Below are 13,605 nucleotides of genomic sequence, written 5' to 3'. Positions count from 1 at the left end.
TCAATATGATACCTATAACCCATACAAAGAGAAATAGAGCTGTAACAGACCATTTAAATTATTAGCCCCACTCTTTATTACTCTTTAAAACTAAAAATAGTACAAATAATCCTGACATAATAGCAAACACATTAGAGGCTTGTACTCCCTGTTCACTTTTTTCTTCTTTTTTCTCTTGTCGTTCTTCTATTTTTTCTTTCTTTTTAGAAACGACTTGATTATCATTTTTGCTTTTTGTATCTTTATGAGCCTTCCCATTATTTACTTCCTTATTGTCTGTCAACGGCTCTTTTATAACATAGTTGATTTCCTCTTTCTCTTTCAACGGCTCTTTTATAACATAGTTTACTTTCTCGTCTTGCTTTGGTATTTGAACAACTGGAAGTTTTTCTTCCGGAAGCGGAGTCTCCATTTTCGAATCTTCCTGCTTCTCAGTTTCCTTCTTATCTTCTAGTTTATTTTGATTCGTATGTTCTTCTATATTTTCATCATCTTTCACTTTTGGTTCGATAATAGAAATGATATATTCACTCTCTGTCACAAGCTTGTTACCTGCCGCATCTGTTACTTCCACAATAAGTTGATGCTGACCAATAGGTAATGCTTCTGTTATTTCAATTATTTTCTGCCAATCCATGTCGTGTTTATTATAGTCTAATAAAAATGTAATATCGGTACTTTCTTCTTTTCCCTTTAATATAACCCGCACTTCTTTAACAACCGATTCTATATCTATCGTCTTTACTCGTATATGAACAGATTCTTCCTTTTTCCGTTCAATAAAATTCTCGTTCGCCTCATCAATAGTAACCTTCTCTAACTTCGGTAATTCTTTATCTATAGTGGGTGTTTCATTATTTATTCGAATGAGCGGAACATTTAATTCATTCTCTACTACTTCTTCCTTCTCATCTCCTTTATAGCTTTCAACGAACTGAAGATTCCAATCACCTTGCAAATCATATATTCCGACTTTGTAATTGGCGACCCATCGTTTCGTTTCTTCTTCATACTCGAAAGATATTACTCTTTCCTGCCTGTACTGCACACCATTTTGTTGTAATTGCAATACACCTTTTACACTTTTAATATTTTTTTCATTTGGCTCTACAGTAATTCGCAGTTTTTCGCCAACCTTTAATTCCTGCTTATTAACTGTAATGGTTCCTCGGTCTGTTTCTATCTTTCTTTCTTCTCGTTGTTCTTTCTCATTCTCTATTGCTTTTCTTTCATCTTCAACCGGGGGCATTTCCGTTCGTTCTGGCTGTTCCCGATTTTCTATATGTTGCTCCTCTTTCTCATTCAATTCACTTATATTTTGCTCTTGTCCAATTACTTCTTCCGCTTGCCCTTGCAATGGGAAGAAAGTACATATATATATAAATAGCAAACTCACTAGAAAAAACTTTACATTTTTCATCTATTTGTTCAAACCCCTATAGCGATTTCGTCACTTTTACTCCGAAAAACCCATCTACATTTACAAGCTCTCCATACGCAACCAATACGTCGTTCACATAAATTTGAATCGGTTCATCAATATCTTCATCCAGTACGACCGCTTCGTTTTCTTGTAGACTTAAAATATCTTGAATTGTCCTCACTGTACTTCCAAATACAAATTTAACATTCATTTCTACATTTTGTAGAATAGATGCATCCATATACACTGGCTCTACCTGTTTAACTTCTTGATATTCCATCGGCTGTATGACTGGTGCAGGAATTCCTTCCTCTTCAATAACTTCTTCAACTATTTCTTCTTGCTCTTCCACCATCGGATAAAGAAGTCGTCTAACCATTTCTTTTGCTTCTGCAATTGGTAGTATTTGATACATCTTTGACTGAAGAAGGTCACCAAATTCAATGTTAAACGTAATTTGAACAAGCTCGTCCACTTCCATCGCTTCTCCCCAATACTCCATTTCTTCTTTTAACGAAACAAATTTAACATCTGGTGGTGTCATATCCATCTTTTCTTTAAATATTTCTGACATTGCTGTTGCAGCATGCCCCATCATTTGGTTCATGATTTCTTTAATACCACTTAACTCTAATTCACCTAGTTCCTTCTCCGGATCAATTTCACCCGTTCCCATCATCATTAAATCTACCATCGTTAAAGCAACGTCTTTTGTAAACACGAATACGTTCTCATTCTTTAATCCTTCAACAAAATCGACATTTAATATAACAAAAGGAATTGGTACTCCATCATAATGACGAACATTAATTGCCTCTACATTTGGTGTACTAATAGAGACTGGTTTGTTTAAAAGCGTTGATAGTACTGTTGAAGCTGATCCAATCGAAATATTCGCAATTTCCCCAAGTACATCTTTCTCTTCTTGTGTTAACTGCTCTTTCTCAATCTGTTCTTCTACAACCTCAGCTTCCATAATTTCCGCTTGCTTTTCTATTCCTTCTTCCACACCACCAGATAATTGTAATAATTTTTTTATCATTTGTTTCGCATGTTCAACTGAAACAATTTGCACAAGTTTAGAATCTACAAGATTATCTATTTTTAATTCAAACGATACTTTAATAATTACGTTACTTCCATCAATACCAGAGATTTTCTCCATCTCTTCCTGAAGTCTCACAACTTTAATTGTAGGTGGTGACATATCCACTGTATCCTGGAAGAACTCTGACATAGATGTTGCTGCGAATCCCATCATTTGATTCATTGCTTCTTGTACTGCACTTAGCTCTAGTTCACCGAGCTCTTTCCCTTCTTCAACTACCCCTGTTCCCATCATCATTAAATCAGCAATAGATAAAGCGACGTCTTGCTTTAAAACAAGAAGATTTTCCATATCTAATCCTTTTGTGAAATGAATATTTAATACAACATGCGGAATTTCAACATCACTTGTATCATATAAATCCACCAATTCTATATGAGGAGTAGTAATACTTACTTGCCTATTCAAGATGGTTGATAATACCGTCGAAGCTGAACCAAATGATATATTTGCAATCTCGCCAAGAATATCGCACTCTTGAGGCGTTAAATGCTCATTTTCTTTCTCTAGTACAATAGTGCTCGTATCCCCTTTTGTGTGTTGCTCAGGCATTTTCCCTGCCTCCTCATTTCTGTTTTTCTTTTATGATATAAACTTTCGATTACACTCGTTTTTTTACCAAACTTATTAGCCACATTGTGAACATGTATTTATTTCCACAACATTTGTAAACGGCTGTTGTCACACACTTAATTAACAGTTCTAACTAAAAAGCTCCCCAATCGTATACAAGTAGGGAGCTTCCTTCATTCCTATTATAAACCTTCTGGGTTTAAAATGAGGACCACTCGTCCATCACCGAGAATTGTCGCACCCGAGAAATAGTTAGAACTCTCTGCAAAGAAGTCACCTAATGACTTTAAGACTATTTCTCTTTGTCCGATAATCGTGTTGACAATAAGTCCATAGCTGCGATATGAATTGCGAACAATTAATACTGGAACCATTTGACTATCATATGATGCAAACGCATGACCTTCTGTTTCCTCACCAAATACAGTGCTTAAATGTTTCACTTCAATAATTTGATTGCGATAATTTAAAACATCTTTTCCTTGTAACGATTGAATGTCTTCCTTTTGAATTCGAATCGCTTCGACTATATTACCAAGGGGGAACGCATAACGCGTATCATTTGTTTGAACAAGCATTGATTGAATAATTGACAAAGTTAATGGAAGTTCAATTCTGAATGTACTTCCTTTTCCTTCCTCAGAATCAATAATTAAATGCCCACCTAAACTATGAATTGTATGTTTAACAACATCTAATCCAACACCACGTCCAGAAAGATCCGACACAACTTCCGCTGTACTAAACCCCGGTTGGAAAATAAGATCATACACTTCACGATCCGTTAATTTATTTGCCTCTGTTTCTGTTATAACACCATTTTTAATCGCTTTTTCTAATACTTTCTCTTTATAGATACCGTTTCCATCATCAGTAATTTGAATTACGACATGATTCCCACTATGGAACGCTTCTAATTTAATAGTACCTGTTTCGTTTTTTCCAGCATCACGGCGTTTTTCAACTGTCTCAACCCCATGATCAATTGCATTGCGAATTAAATGAACAAGCGGATCACCAATTTCATCGATAACAATTTTATCAACTTCAGTACCTTCACCTGTAATTTGTAAATCTATTTTTTTTCCTAAATCTTTCGCTAACATGCGCACCATACGCGGGAAACGGTTGAAAATTGTTTCGATTGGTACCATACGCATATTTAATAGTACATTTTGAATATCTTTTGAAATATCCCCTAATCGATTTAAATGCTCGATTAACTCTTTATTTTGAATTGTTTCTGCTAATTCATCAATTCGTCCTCGCTCAATTACACTTTCTTCAAACATATTCATTAATCTTTCGATTTTTTCTAACTGAACACGAATAGAACGATTCTCTACTTTAGCATTTTTCGTTTTTGTAGTACTTTTCGTTAACGTATTGCTTACTTGTTGAGTTGGTAGCTCTAAAGGTGACTCCAACTGTGCAGTTTCAACCTGCTGAAACGCTTCTTCCACGGGTACGGCTTCTTGTACTACTATTTCTTGCGCTTTATGTTTCCCTTGTTTCACTTCTACTTTCTCAATTTCAGAAACGTGAAGAACTACTTGTTTCAACTCTTCAACACTACGATCCGTATTCATATATACTGTAAACTCAAATCCAAAAGCGTCTGCTTCAATTTCTTCAATGCTCGGAACCGTTTTTTGTATTTCCCCTAATTTTTGTAACGCTTCCAAACACATAATGGCACGTACAGCCTTTAAAATAGCTTGTTTTTCAACTGTTATGTGCACTTCATGCGAAACTGTATCATTGTTGTTTTTATTACCTTGCTCTGCATTTTCCATAGAGGCGTCTGCATTTCCATTCAATAATGCTTCTAATTTAAATTTCGTTGATATGACATCTATATTACCTATTCCGCCTTGCTGCACATCTGCAACCATCTTTTCCAAATTATCAATGCATTCAAAAATAACATCAATAATATTAACATTGACCATCATATTACCATGACGAATTTCGTCTAAAACACTTTCCATCTTATGCGTTAAATCCGCCATTTCTGTAAATTCCATACTCGCAGACATACCTTTAAATGTATGAGCTGAGCGGAATATTTCTCCTACGACTTCCATATCGGCAGGATTCCGTTCTAAATTTAGCACATTTTCATTTAGCGACTGTAAATGTTCTTCTGCTTCTTCAAAAAATATATTTAATAGATCTGTTTGCATTTTAATCCCCTATCTGTCTAACAAACATTTCATTTATGTATAACGATTTAGTGTTTTAAAAAATAAAGAAGGGACCACATACCTATCTACTATCATTGTTTTGATTCCTTGTGGCACCCCTTCTATATTAGCTGTTTGCTACTTTTGTTAAAGCTTCGATTACACGATCCGCTTGGAATGGCTTTACAATAAAGTCTTTTGCCCCGCCTTTAATTGCATCTAATACCATACCTTGTTGTCCCATCGCGGAACAAATGACAACCTTTGCACTCGAATCAATTTTCATAATTTCTTTTAATGCTTCAAGTCCGTCCATTTCAGGCATCGTAATATCTAGTGTTACAATATCAGGTCGAAGCTCTTTATACTTTTGGATTGCTTCTACCCCATTTTCTGCTTCACCGATAACCTCAAATTCAGAATTACTTTTCAACAAGTTTTTAATCATTGTTCGCATGAACATCGCATCATCTACAACTAAAATTTTATGTGCCATTCTTTTCGGTTCTCTCCTTACTATGTATAAAAATATCTTAATATTTCACCTTATCATTCTCACTCATTATACAAAATAAAACGATAAAATTTAATATTTTTTTAAAAGAAATTCCGTATTTTTATTATTTTATTACTAAAATAGAAATATATTATTCCTTAATATATTACAACGTGGCGGTTCTTCTCCCAATTTTGTGGTGAATCATTTGGCGCTACTGGTTTTGTGTCTGCATATCATACCGATGCTAACCTTTTATCATCCACATTATATACTTCAATTAAATGATGAATCATATTAGCTGCACACGCCGAAGATAATTCCCAGTTGGAAGGGAATTTTTCATTATGAATCGGTCTACTGTCTATATGTCCTTCCACAACAATTGGATTTGGTACCGATTGGAAGAACCCTACTAATTGACTAATTACTTCTTTCGTTTCCGGCTTAGCATTCGCATCACCCTTATCGAATATTAAATTGTCTACTATAACGATGCTAACACCTGTATCTTCTCGGTATACATTCACTTGACTAACACCATTATTATCCACATATACTTTTAACTTTTTATACAATTCATCCATGTGCTTTTTTGAAACTGCTTTTTCATCATTTTTTCCATGTGAAATTTATCTAATAATGTTGCGCCTTTTCTTAACTCATACACTTCAGTTTCAACATCTTTCATTAACACTTTTTTTAATTCCGCTTCATCATAGCCGCTTAACATTAAACGAATTCCCTTTTGAATAAAAAGATTGTCTACTTGCTCTCCATCAACTTCTAATGAAAGTAACCCATATTTTTTCGACTTTTTTTGAAAAATCAACAAACAAATCAGTTAACTGTTCTAAATCTTCTTCTCTTCTATGTAAAACAATAAAAATACTTTTCATATATTTTTTTATTTCTCCAAATCTATATACCACAACGATTGTCGCTGTTATCCCCCCTACGACAATTAAAATAGATGAGACATCTAAGAAGTTTTTAAAACCTTTTATTCCACCGCGCCAAACATGATTGCCGCTATTACAATCACAAAACCTACTATAATACCAATTGGGCTAGAAATATCAAACTTCCTTTTTTTCTTTGTGGTCTAGCTAATACTTGATTTTCGTCTCCCATATTCCTGCCCTTTCTTTTCATTTTTATAAAATATTTTTTCATTTTAATAATGCGTTTTTACATATAATATTCATTATTCGTTTATAATCTATCTATCGCAATACAACAATATAATTGACACATTTCATTTCTATACTAGAATTATAATATAGCAATGTGAGGAGGATTCCTATGGAACATAATATTTTACAGGTCATTGCATTAGCAGAAAAACTAAAATACGAAATGCGACACAGTTGGCTTTCAAACGGACGTCAAGAAAGTGTTGCAGAGCATACTTGGCGTATGTCCTTAATGGCTATCTTAGTTGAGCCTTATTTGGATCAAAAAGTAAACATAGAAAAATTACTTAAGATGGTCATAATTCACGATCTTGTTGAAGCAGAAGCCGGTGATATCCCCGCCTTTGATACGATGAATAGCCGTGAATTACAATTACAAAAACAAAAAAACGAACAAGAGGCTATTTTAAATATTAAACGTACACTAGAAGGTTCTCTTGGCGAAGAATTATACGATTTATGGATGGAATTCGAAGCGAAAGAAACGTATGAAGCAAAAGTTGCTAACGCGCTTGATAAACTTGAAGTGAAAATTCAGCATAACGAAGCTGATATTGATACTTGGCTACCAATTGAGCATAAAATGACTTTCCAAGTTGGTAAACATACAGATTTTGACTCTTTCTTATCTAAATTACAAAAAATCATTGAACAAGACGGAGAAAAAAAATTACTCGCTGCTGGCATTGACGTTGAAGCATGCAAGCAGTAACCATTTAATTATGAACTAAGACACTCATTTCGAGTGTCTTAGTTCATAATTGTTGATATTGCCTGCTTATAAATAAGTTGTTGTTTTCCATCTACTAACATTAATACTGTAAATCTATCTACTCCAGCTACTTCCCCTACTATTCTTACTCCGCTCTTTAAGAATATAGTAACTGCACCTTTTTCTTCTTTTATTTGTTTATACAACTCTTCTTGTAAATGTTCCAATAACTGTTCTCTCCTTTATCAGTAAATAATCCTAATATAAAAAATTAAAGATTAATCACTTACATACTTTGTCTTTTATATTCATAAACTTATTAATTAGTATATCTAAATCTCGACTAAATAACAAAACTTTATCATGATCTAATCCATGCCTAGCAACAAGTTGAATTAACTCTTTCTTTTTGTGTTCTATTTTATTGTGTAATTGTCCCATCTCCATCTCTACACTAAAACTCCCTTTTCCCATAATATTACTTGTAAAATTATAGTACATTTTTACCGATAAAAAAATAAAAAAATGGTTTTTTTTACAAATTTTATATTTATGAAAAGAAATTTTAATGTAATTGTAAGCTACATCCACCTATTATACCTTTCCATATTGTTTTACCCTTTTCAAAAAGTGCTATGAAACTAAGTGTATGCCATATCTAAATTAGCTCACAGGCTCTTGTCTAATTAAAAGTAAGACTTGCTCCTTTTCCAAATAAAAAACATATCTTATAAAGTAATCCATTAGTTATATAGATTAATTTCCTAAAAAGGAGGAAAAAACATGAGCTTTGGTGGTAGTTGCGCTGGTTTCGGCGGTGGATTTGCTTTACTCATCGTACTATTCATCCTTCTAATCATTATCGGATGTAGCTGTTGGGGTGGCGGCGGAGGGTTTTAAATATAATACGTATCCTTTTCGCTAAACTCTAAATGAATGAAATATGTTAACTAAAAACTATACGAAAACAGCTCATATTTGAGCTGTTTTTTCATACTTTCGTATGAATTTATGTCCATCTTTTTTGTGATTTCAACTAACAAGAAATCGTTTACTATGGAATAAGAAACATTTTTACTAAGGAGGATTATAATGATTAAAGGTCTTTATGAAGCACATTTACCTGTCTGTAATTTAGAAATTTCGATACCTTTTTATGAATCACTGGGGCTAAAATTATATAAAAGAGACAAAGATATCGCCTTCTTTTGGATTGTAGAAAATGAAAGTTGGATTGGCCTTTGGGAAGGAGAAGAATACAAAGTTACTTATCATCCATCTTTACGACATATCGCTTTCCAAGTAAGCTTACACGATTTAGAAGACGCGATACACTGGCTCAAACAGAAAGGAATTCCAGCGCGAAAAGACTTTGGAATGGAGCCAATTGAGCCAATCGTTTTTCCAGAATTAGCACATGCCTCCGTATATTTTAACGATCCTGATGGAAATAGCTTAGAATTCATTGCACAATTACCTGTTGGACTACATAAAGCAGAGAAAATGTATTTAAGTGAATGGAAAAAGCATGTACAAACATCGCCAATAGATAGGGAGTAATTTTTATGTCAGTGCAATCAGTTTCTTATTCCACACTGCTTAAATCAAATAAAAACTTCAAAAAACTATTTTATGGTCAAATGTTAAGCGTACTTGGAGATTGGTTTCATACTGTAGCTTTATTAACATTTGTCTATAGCATAACAGAATCTCCATTTATGATGGCGCTCACTTTTATGAGTAAAGGATTACCTCAACTCTTTCTTAGCCCATTCATAGGCGGAATTGTAGACCGTTTTTCGAAAAAAAAGATTATGATTTTCACCGATATTTTACGAGGAATTATCGTCCTCACTTATTTATTAGCGATCTATAAAATCGAGATTATTTTCATTTCTAATATATGTTTATCAGTACTTTCTTGCTTATTTGAGCCCGCTAAGCAATCAACTCTAAAGAATATCGTAAACCAAAATCATTTAGTAACCGCTAACTCTCTTTCTAGTACAATTAATGGTTTTATGTCTATTATGGGGGCTTCTTTAGGTGGGATTATCGCACAAGCTTTAAGTATTGAGGTCGCTTTTTTAATGAACAGCCTATCATACTTTATTTCAGCCTTTATTATTCATAGAATGAAGATCCCTTCTCGTAATACTTTTAGCACGAAAAAAGCGTTTTTCACTGATATAAAAGATGGTTATACATACATAATGCAGCAAAAAATCATCTTAACTTTAATTCTTGTCGGAATTTCATGGGGCATTATTGGAGGGGCTTATCAGCTACTTCTAACAATCTATGCCGAAAGAATTTTCCACTCTAACATTGGAATTTTATATACAGTTCAAGGAGCTGGGCTTATGATTGGTAGTCTTCTCGTTAACTTATATATATCTAAAAATGAAGAAAAAATGAAAAGAGCATTTGGTTGGGCCTACTTACTACAAGGAATTTTCTTTCTCGGATTCATTTTATCTAATCAACTTATTATCGGTATCATTACATTGCTCTGCATGCGCATAGCAGGAGGAATCATCGTTCCACTGGATACGACATTACTTCAAACTTACACGCACGAAAATATGATGGGTAAAGTTTTTTCATTTCATTATTCTATTTATGGTTCACTTATACAGTTATCTATGTTCATTACTGGATGGCTATTAGAAATCCTTTCTCCTCAAATTATTGGTAGTTTACTAGCTATATGCTGTATTTTTGTTAGTTTTATATGGCTTTACCTGTTTTATTGCGGGAAACTTAGTGAAGAATCTACTATCACTTAATAGCATGTCTATGTACATGCTATTTTTATTTATGTCGAAATACAGAGAAAAAAGGAGATTTATTTTCCTTACGTTCTAATTTTTTAGAATGTACAATAAATTTAGATTATAAGAAAGGAGATGCCATAATGTTTGATGATAGACTTACTATTTCAGCTGAGCAGCAGAAGCTCATTTCCAATGCAACTCGTATTCAAATTCTTCACCTTTTAAAAGACGAAGTACTCACTGCAAAACAAGTAGCTACTAAACTAAATAAAACTGCTGGCAGCGTACATTATCACGTTCAAATTTTATATGATGGAGGGTTACTTGAATTAGTAGACACGAAGGAAAAACGCGGAATTATTGAAAAATATTATAAAGCAAAAGCGGCTCATTTCTATATTGAAGAAAGTGGCACAGAAGGAACGAATACAGGTAACCATATTGTATCTCATCTATTTTTAACTCCGGAGGAATTACAACAGCTTACTTGGGAGATTACACAAGTTTTATTACGTTGGGAAAACAAAACCGCTCGTCAATCAAACTCTGAAGAGGAATACGCTATTTCCTGCAGGATTAAAAAACAATGAAAGAAAGGGCCATTTGTTTATGAAAAATAAATTATTATTATTGTCGGGAACAGGAATTTCTCGTTTAGGTGATTTTATGTATCTCATCGCTCTAAACTTAATGGTGTTAAATAGTACAAACTCCCCTGCTGCTGTAGCAGGATTATGGATTGTTGGCCCAATTGCCACCGTTGTTACAAAAATATGGTCTGGTAGCATAGTAGATCGATTAAACAAACGGTCCATTATGCTCATCACAGATATCATTCGTGCAGCTCTCATTGGCTGTATTCCACTATTTGATTCTATTTGGGCCATTTATATTTTTATCTTTTTAACTCGCATTGCTACATCATTTTTCGATCCAGCTTCATTTACTTATAAAACAATGCTCATACGAGCTGAAGAACGCGCTCAATTCAACGCTTGGAATAACTTTTGTACGAGCGGGGCTTTTATTATCGGTCCAGCTCTTGCTGGAATACTTCTCACCACGTACTCAGCAACCTTTGTTATTTACTGCAACTCACTTTCCTTTCTACTTTCTACCATTCTCATTTACTACTTGCCTAACATTACATTACAAACAAAGCAAAACGAAGAGGTTGCAAATACTTTCGTACAAACATTACGAAGTGATTGGAAACAAGTCTTTTCATTCGCTCGAACGGAAACTTACATAATTCTCATATTCGTTTTATTTCAAGCGACTATGCTTGTTTCTATGGCACTCGATTCACAAGAAGTTGTATTCACAAATCAAGTACTGCTTTTGTCCGACATGGAATATAGCATGCTTGTTAGTATAACTGGTGCCGCTTACGTTTCCGGTTCATTTCTTGTCTCTCTCCTTGCCAAACGATTACCAATTCAACATTGTATCGGATTCGGTATGATCTTCACAGCAATAGGTTATGTAATTTTCGCCTTTTCAAATTCATTTATCGTCGCGGCAGCTGGTTTCATTTTACTTGGCATTTCTTCATCATTTGCAGGTACTGGCTTTATCACATTTTATCAAAATAACATTCCTGTACATATGATAGGACGTATCGATAGCGTGTTTGATTCCATAAAAAATTTCATCCAAATCTTTTTCGTTTTAGCAATTGGGGCATCCGCACAATTTCTTTCCGTTCAAATTACTGTAATAAGTAGCTCATTACTCATTCTTTTCCTTTCCTGTTTATTAGCAATCCGGGTAATGACTCCTTCACGAGAAAAATATTTTAGAGCTACAGGATCATCATTAGAATATTAACTGCAACATAAAAAGCGGCTTTTTGGCCGCTTTTTACATTAAATATTTTAAAAATAAAAGACCGGATGTTACTATGACTAGAACATTGAAATAAATCATCCAGCCTTTCTCAAAATCTTTATATTTCTCTTCTTTTACTCCATGCTGTCTTAATTTCATAATAATCATAGCTAGTTCTTGTTCGTGCTCTATACTTCCAAATTGGATATATTTTTTATTATATTTAATCCCGTATACGTTTTTCATTTTTTTATGTTGTGAAATTGCTTGAATATCTTCTATTAACATACTGTATTCATTTACCTTTTTAAAATAACAATCTAATCCTTTCATCAGCAACCTTTTATTTGTTAAAACGATATAATAGTAAAAAGTTGCACCTACAGTATAAATATTCGGTATTACTTTTGTATTTACCATGCATCCCTCTCCTACTAACAGTTCATTCTCAATTTCTTCATTTTCTTGTAACTCTTCGCGAATTGACTCTTCAAGCATTTGTAAAGTTAATTTTTTTAGCAGTTCACCATTTCTTACATAGTACTTATCTATATTTATAGAAGCATCCGCCTCTTTCTCTAAACGTGTAATTTCTTCCTCTGAATATTGGAGCTCATTTAACATCGATAATAATCTTTTATCCATATTACACACTCCCTTTCCACAGTTTTTGAAGTTTTTTCTTCCCACGAGAAATTCGATTGTATATATAATCCGCCGTTACTTTTAATTCTTTCGCAATATCGTCAATGGAATGTCCATCAATATACCTCTTTAAAAAAATATATCGATCTTTCTTATTTAAATCTTGAACTATTTCCATAATTTCTTCTTCTTGTTCTATTTCATACCTATCATGGACACCTGTATCTATTTCTACGTCTTTATCGATTGTATTCTCTTTATATACTTTCTTTTTATATTCCAATGCCTTCAATTTAGTAATACCAATCATCCAAGATTTTAAGTTTCCCTTTTCTGTATCAAATTGGTCGATATTAAACCAAATGACAGTAAATACATCGTTATAACAATCATCCACATATTGTTTTTCAATAGGGGTACTTAATGATTTATGAATAATGTACAAAATTAATTTTCCATATTGATCAATCACTTCTTTCAAAGCATCTTGATCATGTTTTTTCATAGCTATAATTAAATCCTCTTCAGAATTGAAAATCATAAGCATCTTCCTTCCTCAGTTCCTCTTTAGCAGCTGCTTTTACTTACTATTGGCATTTCATTCTCATTTTCTATCACTTTTGTAAAAATTTATTAATTTTTATTTCTACGTATATGAT

The 13,605-nt window shown here is 33.4% G+C and carries 14 protein-coding genes and 2 pseudogenes; 6 read left to right on the top strand and 10 right to left on the bottom strand.

All coding sequences use genetic code 11. From position 1 onward, the window contains the following. Positions 1–61 precede the first annotated feature (61 nt). The 6 genes and pseudogenes from LUS72_RS08195 to LUS72_RS08170 form a co-directional block, all read right to left on the bottom strand. Positions 62–1,420, bottom strand: a complete 1,359-nt coding sequence (locus tag LUS72_RS08195) for a transglycosylase (protein ID WP_098361692.1) — start codon at positions 1,418–1,420, stop codon at positions 62–64. Between the two features lie 16 nt (positions 1,421–1,436). Next, positions 1,437–3,083: a flagellar motor switch protein gene (locus LUS72_RS08190; protein ID WP_097831656.1), complete on the bottom strand. Its 1,647-nt coding sequence runs from the start codon at positions 3,081–3,083 to the stop codon at positions 1,437–1,439. Between the two features lie 203 nt (positions 3,084–3,286). After that, complete coding sequence (locus LUS72_RS08185; protein ID WP_264448779.1) at positions 3,287–5,290, bottom strand: chemotaxis protein CheA; 2,004 nt, start codon at positions 5,288–5,290, stop codon at positions 3,287–3,289. Between the two features lie 127 nt (positions 5,291–5,417). Further along, the gene (locus tag LUS72_RS08180; protein WP_071770096.1) at positions 5,418–5,786 is read right to left on the bottom strand and encodes a response regulator; all 369 of its coding nucleotides are present in this window, start codon (positions 5,784–5,786) and stop codon (positions 5,418–5,420) included. Between the two features lie 158 nt (positions 5,787–5,944). Continuing rightward, a pseudogene (locus tag LUS72_RS08175) lies at positions 5,945–6,418 on the bottom strand (OmpA family protein); the annotation flags it as partial. Beyond that, positions 6,418–6,920: pseudogene (locus LUS72_RS08170) on the bottom strand (flagellar motor protein MotP); the annotation flags it as partial. The pseudogenes LUS72_RS08175 and LUS72_RS08170, both read right to left, overlap by 1 nt. Positions 6,921–7,091: 171 nt before the next feature. Here LUS72_RS08170 and LUS72_RS08165 point away from each other — a divergent pair. Then, a complete protein-coding gene (locus LUS72_RS08165) occupies positions 7,092–7,694 on the top strand; it encodes an HD domain-containing protein (protein WP_000400778.1) in 603 nt (200 codons plus the stop codon). Positions 7,695–7,732: 38 nt separating this feature from the next. On the opposite strand, the gene hfq is transcribed toward LUS72_RS08165, so the two are convergent. Beyond that, positions 7,733–7,921 carry an RNA chaperone Hfq gene (gene hfq / locus LUS72_RS08160; protein ID WP_097831658.1) on the bottom strand — a complete coding sequence of 63 codons (189 nt, stop codon included), beginning with the start codon at positions 7,919–7,921 and terminating at the stop codon, positions 7,733–7,735. Between the two features lie 55 nt (positions 7,922–7,976). Then, positions 7,977–8,195 (bottom strand): aspartyl-phosphate phosphatase Spo0E family protein, encoded by a 219-nt coding sequence (locus tag LUS72_RS08155; RefSeq protein ID WP_097831851.1) that lies wholly within the window; start codon positions 8,193–8,195, stop codon positions 7,977–7,979. A gap of 282 nt (positions 8,196–8,477) precedes the next feature. Between LUS72_RS08155 and LUS72_RS08150 the strand changes: the two genes are divergently transcribed. From LUS72_RS08150 to LUS72_RS08130, 5 genes are all read left to right on the top strand, one after another. After that, positions 8,478–8,594, top strand: coding sequence for a YjcZ family sporulation protein (locus LUS72_RS08150; RefSeq protein WP_000007805.1), 117 nt, complete (start codon positions 8,478–8,480; stop codon positions 8,592–8,594). 192 nt (positions 8,595–8,786) lie between these two features. Further along, positions 8,787–9,254: a VOC family protein gene (locus LUS72_RS08145; protein WP_071770098.1), complete on the top strand. Its 468-nt coding sequence runs from the start codon at positions 8,787–8,789 to the stop codon at positions 9,252–9,254. Positions 9,255–9,259: 5 nt separating this feature from the next. Beyond that, entirely contained in the window at positions 9,260–10,483 is a 1,224-nt protein-coding gene (locus LUS72_RS08140) for an MFS transporter (RefSeq protein WP_264448776.1), read from the top strand. Positions 10,484–10,611: 128 nt separating this feature from the next. Continuing rightward, positions 10,612–11,061, top strand: a complete 450-nt coding sequence (locus LUS72_RS08135) for an ArsR/SmtB family transcription factor (protein ID WP_264448775.1) — start codon at positions 10,612–10,614, stop codon at positions 11,059–11,061. A gap of 19 nt (positions 11,062–11,080) precedes the next feature. Continuing rightward, on the top strand, positions 11,081–12,301 hold the full coding sequence (locus LUS72_RS08130; protein ID WP_097831661.1) for an MFS transporter: 1,221 nt from the start codon (positions 11,081–11,083) through the stop codon (positions 12,299–12,301). Positions 12,302–12,334: 33 nt separating this feature from the next. Here LUS72_RS08130 and LUS72_RS08125 read toward each other — a convergent pair whose 3' ends face one another. Together LUS72_RS08125 and LUS72_RS08120 are read right to left on the bottom strand one after the other, a co-directional pair. After that, complete coding sequence (locus tag LUS72_RS08125; protein ID WP_097831662.1) at positions 12,335–12,946, bottom strand: flagellar motor switch protein FliG; 612 nt, start codon at positions 12,944–12,946, stop codon at positions 12,335–12,337. 1 nt (position 12,947) lies between these two features. Next, positions 12,948–13,493: a sigma-70 family RNA polymerase sigma factor gene (locus LUS72_RS08120; protein ID WP_141533347.1), complete on the bottom strand. Its 546-nt coding sequence runs from the start codon at positions 13,491–13,493 to the stop codon at positions 12,948–12,950. Positions 13,494–13,605: the final 112 nt, after the last annotated feature.

Source organism: Bacillus cereus (genome assembly GCF_025917685.1).
GTDB classification, from domain to species: domain Bacteria; phylum Bacillota; class Bacilli; order Bacillales; family Bacillaceae_G; genus Bacillus_A; species Bacillus_A cereus_AT.
The sequence above is the reverse complement of the archived record's forward strand: the minus strand, read 5'-3'. Positions and strand labels throughout refer to the sequence as shown.

Bases quoted from the DNA above. Each gene is read 5' to 3' on its own strand.
- LUS72_RS08195 (WP_098361692.1), bottom strand. From the start codon at position 1,420: ATGAAAAATGTAAAGTTTTTTCTAGTGAGTTTGCTATTTATATATATA.
- LUS72_RS08190 (WP_097831656.1), bottom strand. From the start codon at position 3,083: ATGCCTGAGCAACACACAAAAGGGGATACGAGCACTATTGTACTAGAG.
- LUS72_RS08185 (WP_264448779.1), bottom strand. From the start codon at position 5,290: ATGCAAACAGATCTATTAAATATATTTTTTGAAGAAGCAGAAGAACAT.
- LUS72_RS08180 (WP_071770096.1), bottom strand. From the start codon at position 5,786: ATGGCACATAAAATTTTAGTTGTAGATGATGCGATGTTCATGCGAACA.
- LUS72_RS08165 (WP_000400778.1), top strand. From the start codon at position 7,092: ATGGAACATAATATTTTACAGGTCATTGCATTAGCAGAAAAACTAAAA.
- LUS72_RS08155 (WP_097831851.1), bottom strand. From the start codon at position 8,195: ATGTACTATAATTTTACAAGTAATATTATGGGAAAAGGGAGTTTTAGT.
- LUS72_RS08150 (WP_000007805.1), top strand. From the start codon at position 8,478: ATGAGCTTTGGTGGTAGTTGCGCTGGTTTCGGCGGTGGATTTGCTTTA.
- LUS72_RS08145 (WP_071770098.1), top strand. From the start codon at position 8,787: ATGATTAAAGGTCTTTATGAAGCACATTTACCTGTCTGTAATTTAGAA.
- LUS72_RS08140 (WP_264448776.1), top strand. From the start codon at position 9,260: ATGTCAGTGCAATCAGTTTCTTATTCCACACTGCTTAAATCAAATAAA.
- LUS72_RS08135 (WP_264448775.1), top strand. From the start codon at position 10,612: ATGTTTGATGATAGACTTACTATTTCAGCTGAGCAGCAGAAGCTCATT.
- LUS72_RS08130 (WP_097831661.1), top strand. From the start codon at position 11,081: ATGAAAAATAAATTATTATTATTGTCGGGAACAGGAATTTCTCGTTTA.
- LUS72_RS08125 (WP_097831662.1), bottom strand. From the start codon at position 12,946: ATGGATAAAAGATTATTATCGATGTTAAATGAGCTCCAATATTCAGAG.
- LUS72_RS08120 (WP_141533347.1), bottom strand. From the start codon at position 13,493: ATGCTTATGATTTTCAATTCTGAAGAGGATTTAATTATAGCTATGAAA.